18 protein-coding genes are annotated in these 19,696 nt (G+C 68.2%); 8 read left to right on the forward strand and 10 right to left on the reverse strand.

Translation table 11 applies throughout. The features are described 5' to 3' along the window. Positions 1-5: 5 nt before the first annotated feature. Entirely contained in the window at positions 6-1,409 is a 1,404-nt protein-coding gene (locus tag EV675_RS27670; protein ID WP_242621619.1) for an MFS transporter, read from the reverse strand. Positions 1,410-1,540: 131 nt separating this feature from the next. On the opposite strand from EV675_RS27670, the gene EV675_RS27675 reads away from it, so the two are divergent. After that, positions 1,541-2,410: a LysR family transcriptional regulator gene (locus EV675_RS27675; protein WP_130361834.1), complete on the forward strand. Its 870-nt coding sequence runs from the start codon at positions 1,541-1,543 to the stop codon at positions 2,408-2,410. 3 nt (positions 2,411-2,413) lie between these two features. Here EV675_RS27675 and EV675_RS27680 read toward each other — a convergent pair whose 3' ends face one another. Then, positions 2,414-2,926 (reverse strand): hypothetical protein, encoded by a 513-nt coding sequence (locus EV675_RS27680; RefSeq protein ID WP_130361835.1) that lies wholly within the window; start codon positions 2,924-2,926, stop codon positions 2,414-2,416. Positions 2,927-2,960: 34 nt separating this feature from the next. Between EV675_RS27680 and EV675_RS27685 the strand changes: the two genes are divergently transcribed. From EV675_RS27685 to pnp, 3 genes are all read left to right on the forward strand, one after another. Beyond that, positions 2,961-4,256: a branched-chain amino acid ABC transporter substrate-binding protein gene (locus EV675_RS27685; RefSeq protein WP_130361836.1), complete on the forward strand. Its 1,296-nt coding sequence runs from the start codon at positions 2,961-2,963 to the stop codon at positions 4,254-4,256. Positions 4,257-4,421: 165 nt separating this feature from the next. Continuing rightward, positions 4,422-4,691, forward strand: a complete 270-nt coding sequence (rpsO, locus tag EV675_RS27690; protein WP_124690079.1) for a 30S ribosomal protein S15 — start codon at positions 4,422-4,424, stop codon at positions 4,689-4,691. A gap of 207 nt (positions 4,692-4,898) precedes the next feature. After that, on the forward strand, positions 4,899-6,998 hold the full coding sequence (pnp, locus tag EV675_RS27695; RefSeq protein ID WP_130361837.1) for a polyribonucleotide nucleotidyltransferase: 2,100 nt from the start codon (positions 4,899-4,901) through the stop codon (positions 6,996-6,998). Positions 6,999-7,365: 367 nt separating this feature from the next. Here the strand turns inward: pnp and EV675_RS27700 are convergent, their stop codons facing one another. The 3 genes from EV675_RS27700 to EV675_RS27710 form a co-directional block, all read right to left on the reverse strand. Then, on the reverse strand, positions 7,366-7,737 hold the full coding sequence (locus EV675_RS27700) for a helix-turn-helix domain-containing protein (protein ID WP_130361838.1): 372 nt from the start codon (positions 7,735-7,737) through the stop codon (positions 7,366-7,368). Between the two features lie 3 nt (positions 7,738-7,740). After that, positions 7,741-8,043, reverse strand: coding sequence for a type II toxin-antitoxin system HigB family toxin (locus tag EV675_RS27705; RefSeq protein ID WP_087841338.1), 303 nt, complete (start codon positions 8,041-8,043; stop codon positions 7,741-7,743). Between the two features lie 163 nt (positions 8,044-8,206). Then, the gene (locus EV675_RS27710; protein WP_130361839.1) at positions 8,207-9,112 is read right to left on the reverse strand and encodes a LysR family transcriptional regulator; all 906 of its coding nucleotides are present in this window, start codon (positions 9,110-9,112) and stop codon (positions 8,207-8,209) included. A gap of 114 nt (positions 9,113-9,226) precedes the next feature. Between EV675_RS27710 and EV675_RS27715 the strand changes: the two genes are divergently transcribed. The 4 genes from EV675_RS27715 (at position 9,227) to EV675_RS27730 (ending at position 13,237) form a co-directional block, all read left to right on the forward strand. Continuing rightward, positions 9,227-9,655, forward strand: a complete 429-nt coding sequence (locus tag EV675_RS27715; RefSeq protein ID WP_130361840.1) for an SEL1-like repeat protein — start codon at positions 9,227-9,229, stop codon at positions 9,653-9,655. A gap of 69 nt (positions 9,656-9,724) precedes the next feature. Then, complete coding sequence (locus EV675_RS27720; RefSeq protein ID WP_130361841.1) at positions 9,725-11,254, forward strand: ABC transporter ATP-binding protein; 1,530 nt, start codon at positions 9,725-9,727, stop codon at positions 11,252-11,254. Then, positions 11,241-12,314 carry an ABC transporter permease gene (locus EV675_RS27725; protein WP_130361842.1) on the forward strand — a complete coding sequence of 358 codons (1,074 nt, stop codon included), beginning with the start codon at positions 11,241-11,243 and terminating at the stop codon, positions 12,312-12,314. Before EV675_RS27720 ends, EV675_RS27725 begins: the two co-directional genes overlap by 14 nt. 5 nt (positions 12,315-12,319) lie before the next feature. Continuing rightward, positions 12,320-13,237: an ABC transporter permease gene (locus tag EV675_RS27730; protein ID WP_130361843.1), complete on the forward strand. Its 918-nt coding sequence runs from the start codon at positions 12,320-12,322 to the stop codon at positions 13,235-13,237. 22 nt (positions 13,238-13,259) lie between these two features. Here EV675_RS27730 and EV675_RS27735 read toward each other — a convergent pair whose 3' ends face one another. The 5 genes from EV675_RS27735 to EV675_RS27755 all read right to left on the reverse strand — a co-directional run bounded on the left by EV675_RS27735 (position 13,260) and on the right by EV675_RS27755 (position 19,531). Continuing rightward, positions 13,260-15,701, reverse strand: a complete 2,442-nt coding sequence (locus EV675_RS27735) for a penicillin acylase family protein (protein ID WP_130361844.1) — start codon at positions 15,699-15,701, stop codon at positions 13,260-13,262. A 179-nt stretch (positions 15,702-15,880) separates the two neighbouring features. Further along, positions 15,881-16,585, reverse strand: a complete 705-nt coding sequence (locus EV675_RS27740) for a 2OG-Fe(II) oxygenase (protein WP_130361845.1) — start codon at positions 16,583-16,585, stop codon at positions 15,881-15,883. Between the two features lie 41 nt (positions 16,586-16,626). Beyond that, positions 16,627-17,349, reverse strand: a complete 723-nt coding sequence (locus tag EV675_RS27745; RefSeq protein ID WP_130361846.1) for a 2OG-Fe(II) oxygenase — start codon at positions 17,347-17,349, stop codon at positions 16,627-16,629. Next, positions 17,346-17,927 (reverse strand): methylated-DNA--[protein]-cysteine S-methyltransferase, encoded by a 582-nt coding sequence (locus tag EV675_RS27750; protein ID WP_130361847.1) that lies wholly within the window; start codon positions 17,925-17,927, stop codon positions 17,346-17,348. Before EV675_RS27750 ends, EV675_RS27745 begins: the two co-directional genes overlap by 4 nt. Before the next feature lie 161 nt (positions 17,928-18,088). Continuing rightward, positions 18,089-19,531 carry a catalase gene (locus tag EV675_RS27755; protein ID WP_130361848.1) on the reverse strand — a complete coding sequence of 481 codons (1,443 nt, stop codon included), beginning with the start codon at positions 19,529-19,531 and terminating at the stop codon, positions 18,089-18,091. Positions 19,532-19,696: the final 165 nt, after the last annotated feature.

Consider the following 19,696-nt stretch of genomic DNA (forward strand, 5'->3'; position numbering starts at 1 on the left):
CCGCTTCAGCGCGTGGCGCGAGGTTCCGCTTCCCGGGCACGCAGGACGATCAGCCAGGCCGCGCCATAGGCCGCGGCGACCACGGCCAGGCCGGCCGGCAGGCTGTCCGTCCAGTCGGGCAGCGCGTGCAGCAGGCTGCCCATGACGGCGACGCCCAGCAGCGTGCCGATCTGCCGGTTGGCGTTCAGGATGGCCGCGGCGCTGTTGGCGTGCTCCTTGCCGCCCGCCTGCATCACGGTAGCGGTCATGGCGGGGATGGCGATGGCCGCGCCCAGGTTGCCGCACACCAGCAGCGCCATCAGCAGCCAGTAGGGCAGCGCGAGGCCATCGAAAGCGGCCACCGCCGTGGCGAGCGTGGCCAGGCCGGTGCCGGCCAGCATCGGCAACCGCGTGCCGCGCCGGCTGGACAGGCGGCCGGACAGCAGATTGCCCAGAACCAGGATGAGCATCAACGGCATCAATTGGAAGCCGGTGTCCAGCGGACCGGCGCCGCGTGCCCGCTGCAGGTAGAGGCTGAGCAGGAACAGTTGGCCGTACACCGCGAAACTGGCCAGGGACCCCAAGGCGTTGGCGGGCAGGAAGCGCGGCGCGGCCAGCAATTGACGAGGCACCAGTGGCGCGGCGGCCTGCCGCTCGCGCCAGGCCAGCAGGGCGCCGGCCGCCAGGGCCAGGACGGTCGCCAGCAGGATGGGGAACGCGCTCCAGCCCCGCTCGGGACCCTGGATGAGCGCGTAGCACAGGGCGGCCAGCGCCGTGATGCCCAGGGCATGGCTGGCGGGATTCAGCGCGCGCGGCCGGGCCGGAGCGGGCCGCACCAGCTTCAGCGTGAGCAGCGCGCCGGCGATGCCGATGGGAACGTTGATCAGGAAGACGCTGCGCCAGCCGAAATGCGCGATCAGCAAGCCGCCCACCAGCGGTCCGGCCGCCACCGACAGCGTGACGATGGCCGACCAGAGCGCCACCATGCGCGCCCGGACGCGTTCGTCGGCATAGGTGTGGACCAGCAGGCTGAGCGAGCTGGGAACGAACAGGGAAGCGCCCACGCCTTGCGCCAGGCGCGCGCCGACCAGCGCCAGGCCGTCCTGGGCCAGGCCGCATGCCACCGAGGCCAGCGTGAAGACGGCCAGTCCCGCCAGATACACGGCACGGGCGCCCAGGCGGTCGGCCAGCGCGCCGCCGACCAGCAGCATGGCGGCGAAAGCCAGCGTGTAGCCGTCGACCACCCAGACCAGGCCCGACAGGGAAACTTCCAGGCCGCGCGCGATGTCGCTCAGCGCCACGTTGACGACGGTGACGTCGAGCATGGCCATGATGAAGCCCACCGCCAGCGCGGCCAGCGGCACGGGGTCGGCCGATGCTTGCCGCGCGGGCGTGGGGGAAAGGGGGATGTCGGGGCAGGGATACCGCACGGTGGTCGTCCGAAAAGCAGGGGAAGGCGTTATCCTAGGCGCCGGAGTGATGCGGAAAAAGGGGTGAAAATGCAGTTCGATGATGCAAAAATGCATTACCTGGCAAGGCCCGTGTCGATCATGGGGGGAGAGTGAACTGGGACGATGCCCGGGTCTTCCTGGCCATCCGGCGCGCGGGTACGCTGCGGGGCGCCGCGGCGCTGCTGGAGGTGGACCAGGCCACGGCCGGCCGCCGGCTTGCCGCCCTCGAAGCCGCGCTGGGCGCCCGCCTGTTCCTGCGCACGCCCGGCGGCTACGTACCCACGCCGGCCGGGGACCTTGCGGGCGCCGCCGCCGAGCGGATGGAGCAGGCCGCCGACCAGTTGCAGCGGCAGATGCAGGGCATGGACGACAAACTGTGCGGCGTGGTGCGCGTGGCCACGTCGGACACCATGGCCAGCTTCTACGTGATCCCGGCGCTGCGGGCGCTGCGCGAAGCCCACCCGGACATCAAGGTCGTGCTGGGCACCTCCACCCAGGTCACCAACCTGACCCGGCGCGAGGCCGACATCGCCGTGCGTACGGTCAAGCCCACCAGCCCGGACCTGATCGCGCGGCGGCTGGCGCGCAGGCAGATCGGGGTCTATGCCTCGCGCGACTACCTGCGCCGCCGGGGCGAGCCCACGGTGGACGCGGCGCTAAAGGGCCACGACGTGATCCGGTACGACCGCCCGATCGGGCCGCTGGACGGCGGCCGGCTGGGCGGGGTGTCGACCGGCAATGCCCGGGTGGCGCTGGAGGTTAATTCGGGCTTGATGATGCTGGAGGCCGTGCGGGCGGGCCTGGGGCTGGGCGAGCTGGCCGTGCTGATGGCGCAGGACGACCCGGAACTGGTGCGCGTCTGGCCCGAGCGGACCGAGCGCCTGGACGTCTGGCTGGTGCTGCATGCCGACCTGAACCGCACGGCCCGCGTGCGGGCCGTGGCCGATGCCATCATCGCCGCGTTCAAGGGCGAAGACTGAAGCTTACATGCCCAGCTGGAAGCGGGGCTCCATCAGCGGGTCGGGACCGGGGTGGTAGCGCGTGACCACGCCCTTGTCGGTGACGTAGACGTACATCAGCGAATTCCACACGCCGTCCTCGCGGAAGCGGTAGCCCCAGACGATCTGTTCGCCTTTCAGGCCGACGCGGGTGATCTCGGCCGGGGGGCCGAATTCGAACAACAGACGCTCGGTATCCCAGTGTCCGGAGTCCAGCATGCGGAAGCGTTCGCTGGTCAGCGCCTGGGTGGTGCCGATGACCTTGCCGTCGGGGCCGACGTCGGTGATCCAGGCGTACTGCCCCATGGGCTGGCTGGAATAGATCAGGCGCTGGCCGCCGCCCGGCAGGGGGCGCTCCAGCGTGGGGCGGCCCAGGCGGGTGGTGACGGCCGAGCCGGATTCGCCCGGCTGGATGCCGGCCGGGCTGGCGCAGGCCGCGAGCAGCGCCGCCGTGCCCAGCAGGCAGGCGCCACGGCGCAGGAGAAGGGCGATGCTCATACAATTCACCTTGTTCTTGGATTGACGACCGGAGATGACCGTGTTTCTGTCACGCAGGCGTGGCTATGGTTCGCTGATTGTAGGACTTGTGCTGGGGTGCGCGGGTTCCATGCCCGCCCGGGCGCAAGGCGAGGGGGGCGCGCCGGTGCGCATCGCCGTGATCGAGGCCATGTCCGGCCCGTTCGCCAATACCGGCGAGGCCATCATGCGCAACCTGCGCTTCGCGGTCGAACGCATCAATGCCCGGGGCGGCGTGAAGCTGGCCGACGGCGCCCACAGGCTGGAACTCGTTCCCTTCGACAGCAAGAACCAGGTCGACGAAGCCTTGCTGCTGCTGCGCGGCGCGGCCGACCAGTCCATACGCATCGTCATGCAGGGCAACAGCTCGGCCGTGGCGGCGGGGCTGATCGAGGGCGTCAATCGCCACAACCAGCGCAATCCCGGCCAGCGCATGGTGTACCTGAACTACTCGGCAGTCGATCCCGCGCTGACCAACGAGAAGTGCAGCCCCTGGCACTTTCGCTTCGACGCCAGTTCCGACATGCGGATGGCGGCCCTGACCGAGGTCATGCGGCGCGACCGCGAGGTGCGCAAGGTCTACCTGATCAACCAGGACTACAGCTTCGGCCAGGAAGTGGCGCGCAGCGCCCGCGCCATGCTGGCCGAGAAGCGGCCCGACGTCGAGGTCGTGACCGACGAGTTCCACGCCATCGGCAAGGTCAAGGACTTCTCGCCCTACGCGGCCAAGATCCTGTCCAGCGGCGCCGACACCGTCATCACCGGCAACTGGGGCAACGACCTGACATTGCTGGTGAAGGCCGCGCGGGAAGCGGGGTTCAAAGGCAGCTTCTACACGTTCTACGGCAATGCGCTGGGCGCGCCGGCGGCGCTGGGCGAGGCCGGCGTGGGCAAGGTGCGGGCGGTGGCCGAATGGCACTACAACGCCGGCGAGCCCGGCATGGACCGCGCCTACGATGCCTACCGGCGCATGTTTCCGCGGCCGGGCGACGACTACCTGAACGCGCGGATGCTGCACATGACCGACATGCTGGCGGCGGCGCTGGAGCGGGCGGGCAAGGTCGATGCCGTGGCCCTCGTGCGCCAGTTGTCGGGCATGCGCTGGACGGCTGAGGGGGCGGACCTGTGGATGCGGCCCGACGACCACCAGGCCATCAAGCCCCTGTATGTCTTCACCATGCAGAAGCAGGGGGTCGGCACGGTCCGGCGCGACGTGGAAGGCAGCGGCTATGGTTTCGAGACCACGTTGAAGGTGTCCGCGGCCGATCTGACGCTGCCCACGCGTTGCAAAATGGCAAAACTCCCGGAATAAGGCTATACTTCCCGGCTAACTTTCAGCTTTTCGTCTATTTGAAACAACTGAACGTTAGCCGTCTTAACACCCCGCCGGCCGCAGCCAGATTGAAAGCGTCGCGGCGGGATCGTCAACTTTCACGGCAGGGCGCCTCGGCCTTGCCGCCAGTCCGAGAGGAAAAAAATGTCCGTCGCCGACATCAACAAGGCCAATATCGTTACCGAATTCCAACGCGCCCAGGGTGATACCGGATCCCCCGAAGTGCAGGTCGCTCTCCTGACCGCCCGGATCAACGAATTGACCAGCCATTTCAAAGAGCACACCAAAGACCACCATTCCCGTCGCGGGCTGCTGCGCATGGTCAGCCGTCGCCGCAAGCTGCTCGACTACCTGAAGGGCCGCAACGCCGACGCGTACCGCGCCCTGATCGAGAAGCTCGGTCTGCGTAAGTGAATTTCCAGGGGATCGGAAACCCGGCGCGCGCTGCCGTCGCAGCGCCGCTCCGCGTTTCCGGTGGTTGCCGGTTTCGTCGCTTCCTGTTCGGGCGCGACGCAGCCGGCACTCTAGCAACCCCCTTCTGAAATATGAGAGTGCCTGTGTCAGGGACCGCCTGTCACAGGCATTTTCGTTTCAGTAGGGCAATCGCAAAGGATGCCTGTCATGTTCAATAAAGTCACAAAAACCTTCCAATATGGCCAGCATACCGTCACGCTCGAAACCGGCGAGGTTGCTCGCCAGGCTTCGGGCGCGGTAATGGTGTCCATCGAGGACACCGTCGTGCTGGCAACCGTGGTAGGGGCCAAGAAGGCCAAGCCCGGCCAGGATTTCTTCCCGCTCACCGTCGACTACATCGAGAAGACCTACGCCGCCGGCCGCATCCCGGGCGGATTCTTCAAGCGCGAGGGCAAACCCTCCGAGAAGGAAACGCTGACCTCGCGCCTGATCGACCGGCCGCTGCGTCCGCTGTTCCCCGAAGGCTTCTACAACGACGTGCATGTGGTCATCCACACGCTGTCGGTCAACCCCGAGATCGATCCCGACATCGCCGCGATGATCGGTTCGTCGGCCGCCCTGGCCATCTCCGGCATCCCGTTCAATGGCCCGATCGGCGCCGCGCGCGTGGGCTGGATCGATGACCAGTACGTGCTGAACCCCACCGCCTCGCAGCTCAAGACCTCCAAGCTGGACCTGGTCGTGGCCGGTACCGACGCCGCCGTGCTGATGGTCGAATCCGAAGCGCAGCAGCTGTCCGAAGAAGTCATGCTGGGTGGCGTGGTCTACGGCCACGAGCAGATGCAGACCGTCATCAACGCCATCAACGACCTGGTGCGCGAAGCCGGCAAGCCCGAATGGGACTGGAAGCCCGCCGCCAAGAACGACGCGCTGATCGCCTCGGTGCGCGCCGTGGCCGAGGAAGGCCTGAAGGCCGCCTACCAGATCCGCTCCAAGCAGGATCGCACCACCAAGCTGCGCGAAGTGTATGCCGACGTGCACGCCAAGCTGGCTGCCCAGGCCGAGGCCTCGGGCGCCGCGATCGACGGCGTCGAAGTGGACAACATTCTGTTCGACTTCGAAGCGCAGATCGTGCGCGGCCAGATCCTGAACGGCGAGCCCCGCATCGACGGCCGCGACACCCGCACGGTGCGCCCGATCAGCATCCGCCTGGGCGTGCTGCCCCGCGCGCACGGCAGCGCGCTGTTCACCCGCGGTGAAACCCAGGCCCTGGTGATCGCCACGCTGGGCACCAAGCAGGACGAGCAGATCATCGACGCGCTGATGGGCGAGTACCGCGATCGCTTCATGCTCCACTACAACATGCCTCCGTTCGCCACCGGCGAAACCGGCCGCATCGGCACGCCCAAGCGCCGCGAAGTCGGCCACGGCCGCCTGGCCAAGCGCGCCCTGGTGTCGCTCCTGCCCGCGCCGCAGGACTTCCAGTACACCATCCGCGTGGTGTCGGAAATCACCGAATCGAACGGTTCGTCGTCGATGGCGTCCGTGTGCGGCGGTTCGCTGGCCATGATGGACGCCGGCGTGCCGGTCAAGGATCACGTGGCCGGCGTGGCCATGGGCCTGATCAAGGACGGCGGCAAGTTCGCCGTGCTGACCGACATCCTGGGTGACGAAGATCACCTGGGCGACATGGACTTCAAGGTGGCCGGTACCGTCGGCGGCGTGACCGCGCTGCAGATGGACATCAAGATCCAGGGCATCACCAAGGAAATCATGCAGGTGGCGCTGGCCCAGGCCCGCGAAGGCCGCCTGCACATCCTGGAAAAGATGCGCGAAGCCCTGGAAGGTTCGCGCGGCGAGCTGTCGGCTTTCGCGCCGCGCATGCTGTCCATGAAGATCAACCCCGAGAAGATCCGCGACGTGATCGGCAAGGGCGGCGCCACCATCCGTGCGCTGACCGAGGAAACCGGCACGCAGATCGACATCTCGGACGACGGCACCATCGTCATCTCCAGCGCCGACCTGGACCGCGCCAAGGAAGCGCAGCGTCGCATCGCCGACCTGACCGCCGACGTGGAAGTGGGCCAGATCTACGAAGGCGCCGTGCTGCGCCTGCTGGATTTCGGCGCCATCGTCCAGGTGCTGCCGGGCCGCGACGGCCTGCTGCACATCTCGGAAATCGCCAACCATCGCATCGCCAATATCAACGATGTGCTGAAGGTCGGCCAGCAGGTCCGCGTCAAGGTCATCGAGGCCGATGACAAGGGCCGCCTGCGTCTGTCGATGAAGGCGATTGCGGCTGAATAAGCGGTCCCCCCTACGCCCTTCGGGCGCCCAGCATGGTGAGCCCCCAGCCGCTACGCGGCAGCCCCCCGTGGGGGCGGGGACCCGCCTTGGGGCGGCCCAGCGGCGAGTCCCCCGGGCGGCACTGGCGGACCGGCGGAGCCTGATCCGCTGTGCCCTGGGTCGGGGAGGGGTGTAGTGCTGACGGCGTCCTGTGGGGCGCCGTTTTTTATTTGTGGGACGTTTCCGTCCTGTGGGGAAGCGACTTTGGCCTGTTGAACGTTATCCGACGCAAGGGAATCGAGGCGCTTCTCTAAGTGTGCGGATCCGGCGCGAACGATGGGATCGTGTTGCGATTTTCTTCACAAGCCACCGTGGTTCTACCGGGGGATCAGGAGTTCGACGGGGGTTTGACCAGGCTTTCGGCGGGGATGCCTAGCCCTTTGTGCAGATTCCAGATCATTTGCAGCGTCAGGCCGCGCTTGCGATTCAGGATTTCGTAGACGCGGTTGCGGCGGCCGATCATGGGCTCCAGGTCTTTGGCGGTCAGGCCCGCTTGTTCCATGCGGAATTTGATCGCTTCGACAGGGTCGGGCAGGTCGATGGGAAAGTGTCTGGCTTCGTAGGCTTGCACCAGCGTAGCCAAGATGTCGAGGCGATCGCCATCCGGCGTTCCGGGTTCAGGATCGCTTTCCATGAGGCGCGAGATGTCCTTCAGGGCCATCTTGTAGTCCGCTTCGCTACGGATGGGGCGGATCTCCATGTCTTACTCCATTTCTATGGTCTCGGCATCGATCGCGTCATATTCCCAGTGCGTCCCCACGAACTTCACATAGACGATGCGCAAGCGGTAGGCAACCGCGACGATCAATCGATAGTCATTGCCTTTGATGTTGAAAACCACGCGACGATTCTTGAGGATGCTGGCGCTGCGGTAATGAGCCTTGATATCCGAAGGTTGCGTCCACGTGGCTTGGCTTGCTTCATCCACCCAAGCCTTGAGGGGTTGCTCTGCGTCCGGATGGGTTTTCCAGAACTGGCGCAATGTGCTGACGGCAATGACCCGCATGAGTTCAGATTAGTCCCAAATTGGGACTTTTGCAAGTGGTTGTTCGAAGCACCGCCGAGAGCTTCATCTATCTCTCGTGGAGGCGGGCCGTTGCGCCGACGAATGTATCAACATCCTCGCGATACGGCCGAGTGCTCTCGGACACGAATATCGCAGCGGTACCCTACGGCAGCGGCGGCACGCCGACGTCGCCGGCCAGGTGGGTCAGCAGGTCCCGGACCGGGGCCGACAGGCCGGCCCAGTCGCGCAGGCACAGGCACAGGCGGCGGTGGGCCCAGCCGTCCGCCAGCGCGATGCGCTGGTAGGGATGGCGGCGGCGATGGCTCTGGGCGATGCTGTCGGGAATGACGGCCACGCCCACGCCGTGCGAAACCATTTCGCACAGCCCGCCGAAGGTGTTCATCCTGATGCGCAGGGCCAGTGCGTGGCTGGCGCGCCGCGCATGTTCGTCGATGTGGTCCTGCAGCGCGCTGCCGGGGGCCAGTCCCACGAAGGGCTCGCGCACGATCTCGGCGAACGGGACCACGCGCCGCTGCGCCAGGGGGTGGCCGCGGGCGGTGATCAGGACGAGGTGGTCGGTGGCGACGGGGTGCAGTTGCAGCCCGGCGGCGTCGACCTGGTCCGAGGTGATGCCGGCTTCGACCAGTCCGGCGGAGACCGCTTTGACGATTTCCTTGCTGGTGCGCTCGCGGATGTCGACGTTCAGGTGCGGGCGGGCGGCCATCCACGGGGCCAGCTTGCGCGGCAAGAAGGCCGTCAGGGCCGCGGTGTTGGCGTGGATCCGGACGGTGCCGCGGGCGCCCGACGCGAAGTCCAGCAGTTCGCCCTGCATCAGTTCCCGCTGGCGCAGGATCAGCCGGGCATGGTGGGCCAGCGCCTCGCCGGCCTCGGTGGCCAGCACGCCGCGATGGCGGCGCTCCAGCAGCCGTACGCCGGCATCGTCCTCGATGTTGCGCAGGCGCTCGCTGGCCGAGGCCAGCGCCAGGTTGGCGCGCGCGGCGCCCTGCGTGATGCTGCCGGCATCGACGATGGCGAGGAACAGGCGCAGGTCCGCGAGATCAAGGCGCATGAAGGTTCTCCGTGGCGGATTGCCTTCGGGACAGCCGAAGGCACGACGCATAGAACCGCATTGTGCCAAAGCGTGCGCACAGGCCCAATAGGGGCGTCCAGAAAGGAGACGGCAGTGAAGCGCCCGCACATCTTCCCCCGCATTGCCTGTTCCCCGGCGCCGTGGCTGCTTGCCGCGGCGATGCTGGCGCCAGCCGCCCCGGCCGCCCCGCCGCTCTCGGAAATCGCCACCTCCGAGCAGTTCTACCAGATGGCGCTGGAGGCCCGCTCGGAAGGGGACTATGGCGCCATGCTGATGCGGCTGCGGCAGGCCGCCACGCGCGGCGACCTGGAGGCCCAGGAAATGCTGGCCTCGGTCCTGCTGGCCGGTCCGGCGCTGTACGGCGCCGGCGTGAAGGCCGATCCGTGCGAGGCGATGCACTGGGCCCATCTGGCGCTGGAACGAGGCAGCGCAACCGGGCGGCATCAGTGGATGGTCCTGAACGGCCTGCGCGACGTGCCGCGCATCCGGAAGGATTGCCGGCCTCCGCCCATATATCGATAGCCTCGAGGTCCAAAGGGCCGGGGAGGGGCGGTCTACAATGGGCGCCTCCTGTCCATCCGTTCCCTCTTCATGGCCGTTCCTCGACTCGAACTGCGCGGGATCACCAAGCGGTATCCCGGCGTCCTCGCGAACGACGAGGTCTCGCTGGCCATCGCGCCGGGCGAGATCCACGCCGTGCTGGGCGAGAACGGGGCGGGCAAGTCGACCCTGATGAAGATCGCGTACGGCGCGCTGGCGCCGGACGCGGGGCAGATCCTGTGGGACGGCCGGCCGGTGGCGCCGCGCGCGCCGGACGATGCGCGCGCGCTGGGCGTGGGCATGGTGTTCCAGCATTTCGTGCTGTTCGACACGCTGACCGTGGCGCAGAACGTGTTGCTGGGATTGCCGGCCGGGCTCGCGCGCGAGGTCTCGCGCGGCGTCGCGCCGAGCGCCTGGCTGGCGCCGCTGATTGAACGCTATCGCCTGGACCTGGACCCCGATGCCTTTGTGGGCGACCTGTCGGTGGGCGAGCATCAGCGCGTCGAGCTGCTGCGCGCCCTGGCCGGGCGGCCGCGCCTGCTGATTCTGGACGAGCCCACCTCGGTGTTGTCGCCCGAGGCCAGGACGGCCTTGTTCGCCACCTTGCGGCAACTGGCCGCCGAGGGGTGCAGCGTGGCCTACATCAGCCACAAGCTGGCGGAGATCCGCGAGCTGTGCGATCGCTGCACGGTGCTGCGGGCGGGCCGTTCGGTGGCCGTGGTCGATCCGCGCGAGATGGCGCAGGACGAACTGGCCACCTTGATGCTGGGAACCTCGGTGGACGAGGTCCGCAGCGCCGTGCCGCGGCCGGCGGGCGATCCGGTGCTGAGCGTGCGCGACTTGTCGATGCCCGCTCCGCCCGGCCAGCGCGTGGGCTTGGACGACATTTCGTTCGAGTTGCGGGCCGGCGAGATATTGGGCGTGGCGGGGGTATCCGGCAACGGCCAGTCGTTGCTGCTGTCGGCGCTGTCGGGCGAGGAGGCCCACGTGCCGCACGAAGCCGTGCGCCTGATGGGGCAACCCATCGGCCGGCTTGGACCGGCCGCGCGGCGCAGGCTGGGACTGCGCGCGATTCCCGAGGAACGCCTGGGGCGGGGATGCGTACCCGGGATGGGGCTGGACGAAAACATGCTGCTGACCATGGCCTGCGGACCCGCGTCATCCGGAGGCTGGATACGGCGGCGTGGACTGGCCGAGGCCGCTGCCCGCGTCATCGCGCGCCACGGCGTGCGCGCGGTGTCGCCGCGTGCGCCGGCACGCAGTCTGTCCGGCGGCAATCTGCAGAAGTTCATGGTGGGCCGCGAGCTCGACGGCGGGCCGCGCGTGCTGCTGGCGGCGCAGCCGACCTGGGGCGTGGACATCGGCGCCGCCGCGCGCATCCACCAGGAACTGATCGATCTGCGCGAGGCCGGCGGGGCGGTCCTGGTCATTTCCGAGGACCTGGACGAACTGCTCGCGCTGTGCGACCGCCTGGCCGTGATGGCGGGCGGGCGGCTGTCGCCGGCGGTGGCGCGCGCCCAGGTCACGGCCGACATGCTGGGCCGCTGGATGGAAGGACGGTGGGCCCATGATCCGGCTTGAGCCGCGCGCCCGCGCTTCGCGGCTGGCGGCCTGGCTGTCGCCGCTGGCCGCGCTGGCGCTGACCATGCTGGGCGGCGCGGCGCTGTTCGCGATGCTGGGCATCGATGCCTGGCAAGGGCTGCGGCTGTTCCTGATCGAACCTTTCAATGGTGTCTACGCGTGGGGCGAACTGGCGGTCAAGGCGGTGCCGCTGGTTTTGTGCGCGGTGGGCCTGTCGCTGTGCTTCCGGGCCAATGTCTGGAACATCGGCGCCGAAGGACAGTTGATCGCGGGCGCCATCGCGGGCGGCGGGGTGGCCCTGCTGGCCGGACCCGACACATGGCGCGGCTACGTGGTGCTGGTCATGGTCGCGGGTATGCTGGGAGGCATGCTGTGGGCGGCGCTGACGGCCTGGCTCAAGGACCGTTTCGGCGCCAATGAAATGCTGGTCAGCCTGATGCTGACCTACGTCGTGCAACTGCTGCTCGGCTATCTGGTGTTCGGGCCTTGGCGCGATCCCCATGGCTACAACTTCCCGCAGTCGCGGTCGTTCGACGAGGCCGCCGTGCTGCCCGTGCTCTGGGAGGGCACGCGCGCCCACGCCGGACTGTGGCTGGCGCTGGCGGCGACCGGCGCGGCCTGGCTGTTCCTGGCGCGTTCCCATCCGGGCTTCCGCCTGCGCGTGACGGGCGCCGCGCCCTCCGCGGCGCGCTATGCGGGGTATTCGCCGCGCCAGGTCTTGTGGACCTCGATGCTGGCGTGCGGCGCATTGGCCGGATTGGCCGGCATAGGCGAAGTCGCGGGGCCGATGCAGCGGCTCACGACCTCGGTGTCGCCGGGCTACGGCTTCGCGGCGGTGATCGCGGCCTTCCTGGGGCGCCTGCATCCGGCCGGCGCGATGCTGGCCGGCCTGGTCATGGCCGCGCTCTACATAGGCGGGGAGCTGGCGCAGTCGCGCCTGGGCCTGCCGGCTTCCCTCGTCGGCGTGTTCCAGGGGTTGGCGCTGGCGCTGTTGCTGCTGGGCGATACGCTGGTGCGCTATCGCATCCGTTGGCGCCGCTCCGCGGCCATGGCGAGGTAATCGGCATGGAAAGCCTGCTGCCGCTCCTGGCCGCGACCCTGAACGCCGGCACGCCGCTGGCGTTGGCGGCGCTGGGGCTGGCCATTCACGAACGCGCCGGCGTGATCAATCTCGGGGCCGAGGGCATGATGCTGCTGGCCGCCGCCGCCGGTTTCGCGGTGGCCTTCCACACCGGCAGCCCCGCATGGGGGCTGGCGGCGGGAGCGGGGGCCGGCGTCGCGCTGGCCGCCGTGTTCGCGCTGCTGGTCGTGGTGTTCAATGCCAGCCAGTACGGCAGCGGCCTGGCGATCATGCTGCTGGGGTCGGGGCTGTCGGCCTTCGCCGGCGTGTCGTATGCGGGGCGCTCGCTCGGGCAGGGGCAGGCCGGGCTGCCATGGCTGCGGGACATCCCCGGACTGGGCGGCACCGTGTTCGCACTGCATCCGCTGGTCTACGCGACGATGGCGTTGGCCTGTCTGCTGACGGGATTCCTGTACCGCACGCGGGCGGGCATGCTGCTGCGGGCGGTGGGCGAGTCGCCGGAGTCGGCGCATGCACTCGGCTATCCGGTGGGGCGGATACGCGTACTGGCGATCCTGGCGGGCGGCTTGTGCTGCGGACTCGCGGGGGCGTACCTGTCGGTGGTCTACACGCAGCTGTGGAGCGAAGGCATGGTGGCCGGTCGGGGCTGGATGGCCCTGGCGCTGATCGCCTTCGGCATGTGGCATCCCTTGCGCATCCTGCTGGGCGCGTATCTGTTCGGCGGCCTGACCATGCTGCAGTTCCAGCTGCAAGGCATGGGCGTGCAGGTGCCCTCGCAGTTCCTGGCGATGCTGCCCTACGTCTGCACCGTCGCGGTGCTGGCCTTGCGCGGCGGCAACCCCGGCTGGATGCGCCGGAACATGCCGCGCGCGCTGGGCCGGCCTTTCCTGCCGGAACGGTAGCGGGTCGTCCGGTACGAACCCGTCAGCCGCCGGACCCGGCGGGGACCAGCGTCAGGCGATGGACGTCGGGGCCGGGCAGGAAGGGCGTGGCCTCGCCATCCGTCCATGCCGAGTGGCCGGCCAGGAAAAAGGGCGACAGCGGATGGCCCGAGGCGCCGCCCGGCATTTCCATCAATCCGTCTTCCTCATGTCCCGGCGACACCACGAAACGCTCGGACGCGCCGAACGACGTGCCCTGGATGCGCGGCATGTGGATGTCGCCCGGCATGGGGCGGGCAGGCGCCGACAGCCAGGGCCTGACGGCCGCCGGCAGCACCCGGGCCAGGGGATGCTCCATGGCGAGGCGGTTGCGGTCGCCCCAGCGGATGCCGTCCAAAGAGCGGCCGTCGGCGCTGACCGAGGCGATGGCCGTGTCGATGCGTTCGAGCATGAAGGCGCGCCAATCCGCGGCATAGGCCGGTTTCCAGGCACGGGCACGCACCAGGCTTTCCATGGTGGCCAGTACGCGCGACGAGGCACGGCGCATCGACAGTCCACCGTCGATGGCGGCCAGTCGCTCGTCCAACGCGCCGAACCACGCGTCGTACAACGCGTCGTGGTAGGCGCGCAGCAGCGCGTAGCCGGCGCTGCCGGTGTCGGCGCGTCCGCTCCAGGATTGCAGGATGCGCCGGAAGGCGGCCCGCTGCGAATGGCTGGCGACGGCGGCGTCGTCCAACTCGGCCAGGGCCTGCTCGCGCAGGAATGCGATCCACGAAGCCCGGTCGTCCAGCTGGATGGCGAGCAGGTCGCGCTCGGTGAAGCGTTCGCCGGCGAACAGCGCATCGCGTATCTGCGTTCCACGGGCACCGACATCGGCGCCGCCGTCCCCGATCCTGCGCTGCGTGGCTTCGTTCGCGAGCTGCGTGCCGTTGGCCGTCCAGAGCCGTCCGTAGGCCGGTGCGACGATCGCGGGATAGTCCGCGGGAGCGAGGCGGGCGAGTGCCGTCGCGGCATGGTCCGCCTCGACCGGAAAGCCCAGCGGATCGAGCGTCGCGGTGGGCAGCGGGCCGGCCAGCGTCCAGCCTATGTCGCCGTGGCGATCCGCCACCACCAGATTCTGCGTGGGAATCCCGGCCGCCTGGGCGACGCGCATCGCCTGACCGACGTCGCGCGCCTCTTCCATGTCGGCCAGCCCCACGTTGGCGGCGTCCGGCAGGTAGGCGAGCCAGCGTATCGCGTAGACCTTGCCGTTGGCCTGCCGCAGCGGACCCCATGGGGTCTCGCGCACGGGCAGCATGACGGGCCCGGCCCCTTTCACGTCGATGCGCTCCATCGTTTCCGGCGCGGTTTCCCACGTGCCCGCCGGACCCCGGTAGCGCGACGGATCGGCCGTATCGGGCTCCAGCCGCACCAGGTCGATGAAATGTCCGTAGCTGTTGGTGAAACCCCAGGCGACGTCGCCATTGCTGCCCGCCACCACGATGGGGGCGCCGGGCAGGCTGACGCCGCTGATACGCCGTGGGCCCGAGGCCGAGGAAAATTCCAGCGTCAGCCGATACCAGACGTTGGGCAGGCGCAGGCCCAGGTGCATGTCGTTGGCCACCAGCGCGCGGCCGCCGGCGCCATGGCGCGCGTCCACGGCCCAGCCGTTGCTGCCCAGCGCCGACGAAGCGGTGCCGGCATCCACCATCAGCTCGGCGGGAATCACGCCGCGCGTGCGTGGCGCGCGGCGTGTGTCGATCCAGTCGGGATGCGCATCCACCAGCGCGGTGTCCGGCGCGGCCGGCTGCGCGGGGAAGGGGGGACGGTCCAGTGGTGCGTCCCAGTGGCTGCGCGTGGGCAGCAGTGCGGCGAGCAGCGGAGCGGGCAAGAGGTCGCGCAACGCGTCGCGCGAGCGCACCCGCAGCAGCTCGCCGCCTTGCAGGTCCAGATACATCGCATAGATGGCCAGCAGCGTGTCCACGGGCCGCCAGGGTTGCGGCGGCGCACCCAGCAAAAGGTATTCGAACGGCCGTGCATCCAGCGCGGCCAGGCCGGCATTGACGCCATCCGCGTAGCGCTCCAGCAGGGCGCGGTGGGCGGGCGGCAGCGCGGCGTAGGCCTGCTCCGCGCGGGCGCGGAAGCGGTGCACGCGCACGCGCCGGTCCAGCGGCACGGCGGCCTCGCCTACCAGCGCGGCCAGTTCGCCGGCGGCCGAGCGCCGTACCAGATCCATCTGGAAGTAACGGTCCTGCGCATGGGCGAAGCCAGTGGCGTAGGCGGCGTCGGCGCGGTTGGCCGCGCGTATGGTGACGCTGCCCTGGGCATCGCGCGCGATCGTGGCGGGCCGGGCCGTGCCGGATGCGCCGAATTCTCCGTCGACCCGGGGCAGGCTGGCGCGCAGGGTGAGCCAGGCGGCCGCGATGGCGGCGATGCCCAGGACGAGCACCGCCGCCACCGTGAGCAGGGCAAGACGGGCGGGGCGTTGGGGTCTACGGAATTTCATGGTGCGCGGATTGCCGTCCAATGTGTTTGCCGGGCACATTGTGCCCGTTCTGTTTCAAACGGACGACATTCCGGACGGTCGATGAAAAATTCTTGGTTGTCCGCGGACATGGACAGTGGCGCGTTCATGAACGGGTCTTCTTCCTGGCCGAGGTGGGCCTGTGCCGTTCATCCGCAGCGTCAGGGGGCATCGTGGAACAGCAGTTCCAAGCCGATGCGTTCGCCCGTGCGGACACGGCTGATGGCGTGTTTGAGGTTGACCCGGTAGTAGCCCTGGCTTCCCTTGACGGGGCGTTCCGCCGTGGCTATGACGGCCACGTCTCCAAGCTTGAGTGGCAACACCGCTGGCCGCGACTGCATGCGCGGGCGTTGCTCGGTCATCACGAATTCGCCTCCCTGGAAATCGACGCCCGGCTCGGACAGCACGGCGACGATCTGCATGGGGAAGACCTGCTCGCCGTCATTGCGCTGGTGCAGCGATACATGGCCTTCGCCGCCGAGCCGGCTCAGATGGGACTGCGCCCGCGTCTGGCCTGCCTCCCGGTTGCGCCGCAAGAAGTCCCCCAGTTCCGCCGGATAGCGAAGAGCGACGCCCAGGGTTTCGTTCCAGCGATTGGCGATGGCGACAAGGCGGCGATAAAGCGCCGTGCGCCACAGTTCCAGAGGTGCCGGCATACCGGCGCCGAAGTAGAACAACTCACCGCGCCCAAGATCATCGGATTCCAAAGCCACTCGGCGGGCGCCAGCCGCCGTGGCCTGTTGGGCCAGATCGCGCGCCACATCCACGCCCAACAGACCGGGCAGCGCGACATGGCCCTCGGCATCGAGCTGCAGGCCGATGTCCGTCCAGTTCAGGCGATCGAGGGGCGCGTCAAGCGAGGTCATGAGAACTCCTCCCATCCTTTAAGGTTCGAGCGTTTCCATGGTCACTTCGCGTCGTGGAAGATCAGGCCCACGGTATGGCGGTGGCCGCTTCGGATGCGACTGACGCCATGCCGCATGGCCACCTTGCGGGTGCCGCGCCGACCCATTGCCGGTCGCTGGTTGACGGTGAACACCACCGCGTCGCCCTTGCGCAGCGCGACGACATCCGCGCGGTGGCCCTTGTTCGACAGCTCCGTCATGATGAACTCGCCGCCGGTGAAGTCCCTGCCGGGTTCCGACAGCAGGATGGCAACCTGCAAAGGAAAGACATGATCGCCGTAGAGATCCTGGTGCAGGCAGTTGTAGTCGCCCTCGCCGTACTGGAGGATCAGCGGCGTCGGCCGGGTCTGGCCGGCCTCATGGCACCGGCGCAGATAGGCGTCCAGGTCATGAGGGTACTGCGCGCCGATCTTCAGCTGTCGATTCCAACGATTGGCGATCGGCGCCAGCCGGGGATACAGCGCGTGGCGCAACTGGTCGAGCAGCGGTGGCAAGGGGTAGGCGAAGTATTTGTACTCGCCTCGCCCGAAGCCGTGGCGAGCCATGACGATCCGCGCGCGATAGCCGTCTTCTCGCGCATAGAGCGCTGCGAGGCCATCGCATTGCCCCGCCGTCAGCAGGCTGGGCAGCACGGCATTCCCCTGTGCATCGAGCGACTGTTCGATGCCCGGCCAGTCGTACGTCTCGGGCGTCGTGGCAAGTCCCTGGCTTGCCACGGCGTTCATGCCGCGAACCCCGCAGCCACCTTGCCGGCTTCCTTGGTCAGCAGCGTGCGCTTGCGCTCGACGCCCCAGCGATAGCCGGAGATCGAGCCATCCCTGCGCACCACGCGATGACAGGGAATGGCGATGGCCAGGACGTTGGCCGCGCAGGCACCCGCTACGGCACGGACGGCTTCCGGTACGCCGAGATCACGCGCGACATCGCTGTAGCTGCGGATCTTGCCTGCGGGGATGCCGCACAATACCTGCCAGACCTTCTGCTGGAACGCGGTGCCGCCGATGTCGAGATTGATAACGCCCTGGGACGCGTCTTGGTCGATGAAACCAATGATTTGTCCAAGCTCGTGTCGTAGAGAAGCCTGATCAGGCTGCAACTCGATATTCGGAAAGGCAGCCGTGAGCTGGTCGCTCAATGCCCGCGCCTCCTCGCCAAGGAAGATGGCGCAGATGCCGCGCCGGCTCCGGGCGACAAGCACTTCGCCCAGCGCCGCTTGACCGACGGCGAAGCGAATAGGGCCTTCCACCTGGCTGCCGGGGGCGCGAAAGTCGTACTTGAACATGGAAACGGAACGGGTCTTCATGGCAATGTTCCTCTGTGGTGACAAGGTGGGATCAGTCTAGGCGTCCATTCCCTTCTTGAAACTCCGCTCTTTGCGGTTGAATTCTTTTTCCCGCCTCGCCATTCAAGAAGTCGCATCTTGCCGTCGATCGCCCTTGGCACCGTGGTGCCGGTGAAGGGCCTCTACGCGGCCAGCCCCAGCCCCAGCCCCTTCGCCACGCCTTCCCCATACCGCGGATCCGCCTTGGCGAAATGCGCGATCTGGCGTTCCTGGATCTCGCGCGGCACCGTCTTCATCGCGTTGACGATGTTCTCGATCAACAGGGCCTGCTGGTCGGCGGTCATGAGACGGAACAGGTCGCCGGCCTGGGTGGTGTCGTCATTGCCGGCGCGGTGGTCGTGGCGGTCGGCATCGCCCGACAGCGGCAGCGGCGGTTCGCGGTGCGCCGCGTCCTGGCGGGGCGCGCCGGCCACGCTGTTGGGCTCGTAGTTGGCCGCGCCGCCGAAGTTGCCATCGAAGCGCATGGCGCCGTCGCGCTGGTAGGTCCGCACGGGCGCGTGGGGCCGGTTGACCGGCAGGGCCTGGTAGTTCGTGCCGACGCGGTACAGGTGGGCGTCATGGTAGGCGAACAGGCGGGCCTGCAACATCTTGTCGGGGCTGAAGCCCAGTCCGCGCACGATGGCCGATGGCGAGAACGCGGCTTGTTCAACCTCGGCGAAATAGTTTTCCGGGTTGCGGTTCAGCGTGATGACGCCCACTTCGATCAGCGGGAAGTCCGCGTGGGGCCAGACCTTGGTCAGGTCGAAGGGATCGTAGGGCGTGGCGTGCGCCTGTTCGTCGGTCATGACCTGGATGCAGAAGCGCCACTTGGGATAGTCGCCGCGCTCGATCGCCTCGAACAGGTCGCGCTGGGCGTAGTCCGGGTCCTCGCCGGCAAGCCGGGCGGCGTCGCGCGGGTGCAGGTTGCGGATGCCCTGCAGGCTGAGCACGTGGTACTTGACCCAGACGCGCCGACCCTGGGCGTCGATCATGCTGAACGTGTGGCTGCCGAATCCGTGCATGGCGCGGTAGCCGTCGGGCGTGCCGCGGTCGGAGAACAGCGTGGTGACCTGGTGCAGCGATTCGGGCGACAGCGACCAGAAGTCCCACATCGCGGTGGGGTTCTTCATGTTGGTGCGCGGGTCGCGCTTCTGGGTATGGATGAAGTCGGGGAATTTGATGCCGTCGCGGATGAAGAAGACCGGCGTGTTGTTGCCCACCAGGTCCCAGTTGCCTTCGTTGGTATAGAACTTGATGGCGAAGCCGCGCGGGTCGCGTTCGGTATCGGCGGAGCCTTTCTCGCCGCCCACGGTGGAGAAGCGGATGAAGACGTCGGTCTTGCGACCCACCTGGGCGAACAGGTCGGCGCTGGTGTAGCGGGTGATGTCGTTGGTCACCTCGAACACGCCATAGGCGCCCGAGCCCTTGGCATGCACCACGCGCTCGGGAATGCGTTCGCGGTTGAAGTGCTGCAGCTTCTCGACCAGGTGGAAGTCCTCGATCAGCACGGGGCCGCGCGCACCGGCGGTTTTCGAGTTCTGGTTGTCGGCGACTGGCGCGCCCGTTGCGGTGGTGAGAGTCGTCATTCCTGGCTCCGAATTGTCGAGGCCCCACGATAGGCTGCCCGGTGCAATTGGTAAATTGAATTGAATAAATCGCAGTAATAGGGCGTTTCAATGAATGATAAAATGGCGCGTTCGTTCGTGTCCGTCCCGGCGTAGCTTCCCGCCGGCCGGATCTTTTTCCCGGAA

This window comes from Pigmentiphaga kullae, from assembly GCF_004216695.1.
GTDB lineage: Bacteria > Pseudomonadota > Gammaproteobacteria > Burkholderiales > Burkholderiaceae_B > Pigmentiphaga > Pigmentiphaga kullae.